Source organism: Ruegeria sp. BHSA118, from assembly GCF_059613405.1.
In genome coordinates this window covers 1-3,694 of sequence record NZ_JBXWSM010000131.1, presented here as the reverse complement: position 1 = coordinate 3,694, position 3,694 = coordinate 1, and the positions used below count along the sequence as shown (strand labels likewise).

Sequence of the window (3,694 nt, the reverse complement as noted above, 5' to 3'; positions counted from 1 at the left end):
CTCGCGCAGGAATTCGGGGTTATAGACAATCTCGATCGCCTGACCCGTCTGATCGCCCAGATAGCTGTGAAAGATCGGCTCGATCAGCTGCCGCACCGTGCCCGGCCGGAAGGTGGACCGATAGGCCACAGTCAGCGGCCGCGCGCGGTCGGGAGAGACGGCCTTGGCAATCTGCCGCGTCACCTCGGCCACGAAATTCATGTTGTGCGACCCGTCAGTGGAACTGGGCGTGCCGACGCAAACGATGGCCAGATCCACATCCCTGAGGTCTGGAATTTCAACCGTGGCGCGGATCAGGTTCCTGGCCAACGCCTCGGTCAGCAGCTCGGCCACCTTGGGTTCCTTGATCGGGGGCTGCCCGGCATTGATTTCCGAGACCTTGTCGGCATTCACATCGACGCCGATCACCTCATGCCCCTCACGGGTCAGACAGCATGCTGCCGTGAACCCCACATACCCCAGACCAAAAATCGCAATCTTCATACCATTACACCGTTTTGAACTCCGACTTCCGGGCACTGGCCGCCACCGGAAACATATCAGGCATCACATACTTGACGCGCTTGCCCATGAGGAGCCTGATCTGAGACACTGAGTCAGAAATTCTCCTTGAAACAGCAGATAACTTTCGGACACTAGACCCGCAGGTATCACCGAGTATGAAACAACCTTCTGACATTGAAAGAAAATCATGTGATTTCGACATAAAAAAGCGCGGTTTTCCTTGAGTAACAGCGACCCCGCCCAATTGCCAGAATGGCACTTCTCTATCTGGTTGGAATACCTGGGAGAGGAGATAAAAAGGAAACACTAACCCGTTATTCTGTTGTTTGTTTTGAATGTGGAAAGACAAAGCTGTTGAAGCCTTCGCCTAAATCCGAACCGACCGGTGCCGCCGTCCCGCGCGGCTCACCCCTTGTCGTCGGGGCCGCAGCGCTGTTTGCGTCGGGTGTTTTCAGCCAGATTCTTGGTCTGCTGACGCTTATCGTCACTGCCCGCCTGCTGACCCCGACGGATTTCGGTGTAATCGCCTATTTCGTCATCGCAGTGGCCTTGCTTGAAATCGCGCAGCGGGCGGTTTCCATGACCCTGATCCGGCAACCCGAGGTAACCGAAGCGCACCTCAATACAGTTTTCACGATGCAGCTGCTGCTGGGCACTTCCGCCGCTGGCCTGATCTGGATCAGTGCACCCCTGATGGGATTTCTGGGCTTACCTGCCCTGACCGAGCTGATACCCGCCTTATGCCTGATCGCCATCGTCAGTTCGCTCAAAAGCACACGGTTTCCCTTGCTGGAAAGGGATCTGAGGTTTGGATTCGTGGCTGGTGAAGAAGCCATCAGCCGCATCACATACACGTTGTTCGCAGTATGCCTTGCCTGGTTCTGGCGCGATTTCTGGGCCATTGTGGCAGCCAATTTCCTGACCCAGGTCGCACGCGTCATCTGGTCCTTTTCCGTCGCACCGATGCGGCCCCGGCTGACGCTCAGATGCTGGCATGACTGTATCGACGTATCATCATGGTCACTGGGCGCACAGATCACGCAATTCCTGACGACCAACATGCCGCAAATCATTATCGGAGCCACGTTGGGGCTGGCGGATGCGGGTATTTTCAGAATCGGCTTTCGCCTTGTGTCACTGTTCACCAGCCAGGTCATCGGGCCACTTGAGCGGGTGATCTATCCCGGGCTTGCCAGCATCTCCAGAGCTCAGGGCAACGACCGCGAAGCCTTTGAACAGGCCAATGCCATTCTGCTGGGCATCATCATTCCCGTCAGTGTCGGAATGGCGCTGGTCGCAAATCACCTGATCGTCGTGGTAGCCGGATATGAATGGCTGGCGGCCTCTCAGGTCATCTGGGTGCTCGCCCCGCTCAAGGCCATTGAAACGCTACAGGCCAATGTCCGTTCGGCAAGCTATGTGCAGGGTGACACGAAACGGCTGTGCCTGCGCAACAGTATCCTGCTGGTCGTAACAACCATACTGGTGCTGCTGGGATCCAACTATGGATTTGTGGGCGCGATCCTCGGATCCGGCGCAGCCAGCCTGTTCGCGATTGGCCTGGCGCTGGTCATGGCCAAGGATTTTGGAACCGGGGGGCTTCTCACGCCCATTCTCATGGCCTGGCGCACCTTCGCCGCGGCCATTGCAATGGTCACCGCGGTTCTCATCGTCAGCAGCGCCTATGGCAGTGGCGACGCAATCGGCTGGGCTTACGATTCAGCCGAAGACCTGCCCCTGCTGCGCATCCGCTTTGCCGTCAAGGTCATCGTCGGCGTGTTCACCTATATCGCGACCCATCTGTTGCTTTGGCAGCTGTCAGGGCGCCCAAAGGGATTTGAAAGCCTGGCGCTCGAACTCGCATCGAAACTGCGCAACAGGATTGTCACCAGGGTGTCCTGAGTCACACTCACCCCTGCAATGCCCGCTTCAGCTCCGAGACGATGTAATCGACATGCGCCTCGGAAAGATACTGGTGCAGCGGCAGTGACACGGCGTCATTCTTAAGCGCCATCGCTTCGGCCTGTCCGGTCCAGTCGAGATTGCGGTTGAATCCCGCCCACCAAGGTGTTGCCCCGATCCCGCTGTGTTGCAAAGCCTGCACGACACGGTCGCGCTCCTCCACCAACACCGGCATGTTCAGCGGGCAGGTGTCGGCCGTCAGCTCGGGCACAAGCATGCGCACACCCGCGGCATCAGTCAGAAGTTCACGGTACCTTTCCCAGTTTGCCCGGCGCGTTGCGATGGCCTCGGATACGGAAAACGCCCGCAAGGGGCGGGCCGCAAACGCGCTCATACGGGTGCTGCGCAGAGCCGGGTCAAAGTAGTAATGGCTTGGAATATCTTCCAGTTCTCTCTCAGGGCACATGTCCACGGGGATTTGTCCGCCCCCCCGCAACGCCTGCACCAGCCCTTTCAGGCGCGCTGTACCAAGCACATTGCCCAGCCCGGCCCGCAGCAGCATCTTGGTGACCATCTTGCGGGGGGGCGGGCGTGTAAACGGATGCTCAGCATGCAGATCCGGCGCGTTGATCACCAAGGCGCCGCCGCCCAAAACCGGAACAAACTTGTAAAAACAGAAGACCGAGACGTCACCCACCCGGCCTTCGGCGGGGGTCTGACCACTCAGCAGGCTTAGCGCGCAATCCTCGATCAACCGCAACCCGTGCCGGTCACACAGCGCCCGCAGCCCGGTCAGTGAGGGCTGGATCACGCCGAAATAATGCGTCACGTAAATCGCCCGCGTGCGCTTCGTGATGAGCGGTGCAATACGATCCGGATCAGCCAGTAAATTGTCCGAGACAGGATACAGCCGGACCGAAAGGCCCGCGTCGATCAGCGGGTCAACCTCTGAGCCGCAATTATAGGCTGGCACCAAAACCTCGTCCCCGGGCTGCAAGGCCAAAAGATCACAGGCCGCCCGGATCGCCACGCGGGTATTGAAACTCCAGAAAACCGAGCGATTCCGAAACAGGGCCGTATATCCGCCTGCCGGGTCCCGGCGAAACAGATTGGCAAACTGCATGGGCGGGTCGCCGCAATAAAGCGCGGTCTCATGTGTGTCGCTGCTCATGCCACCCCCGCATTTCAGTACTGCCGCCAAGTCCGATGATGTGTCAGGCGGTATTCATTACAGTGCCCAACCGGTGAAAACCCCGTTTTCAGGATATTGAGCCTGGAAGGTAAATTG

3 protein-coding genes are annotated in these 3,694 nt (G+C 58.5%); 1 reads left to right on the top strand and 2 read right to left on the bottom strand.

All coding sequences use genetic code 11. The features are described from left to right. The coding region (locus tag AC2FNN_RS21225) for a 2-dehydropantoate 2-reductase N-terminal domain-containing protein (RefSeq protein ID WP_496760460.1) at positions 1–483 on the bottom strand (483 nt) is incomplete at its 3' end. A gap of 375 nt (positions 484–858) precedes the next feature. On the opposite strand from AC2FNN_RS21225, the gene AC2FNN_RS21220 reads away from it, so the two are divergent. After that, positions 859–2,406 carry an oligosaccharide flippase family protein gene (locus AC2FNN_RS21220; protein ID WP_496760458.1) on the top strand — a complete coding sequence of 516 codons (1,548 nt, stop codon included), beginning with the start codon at positions 859–861 and terminating at the stop codon, positions 2,404–2,406. A gap of 7 nt (positions 2,407–2,413) precedes the next feature. Here AC2FNN_RS21220 and AC2FNN_RS21215 read toward each other — a convergent pair whose 3' ends face one another. Further along, entirely contained in the window at positions 2,414–3,577 is a 1,164-nt protein-coding gene (locus AC2FNN_RS21215; protein ID WP_496760456.1) for a DegT/DnrJ/EryC1/StrS family aminotransferase, read from the bottom strand. Positions 3,578–3,694 lie beyond the last annotated feature (117 nt).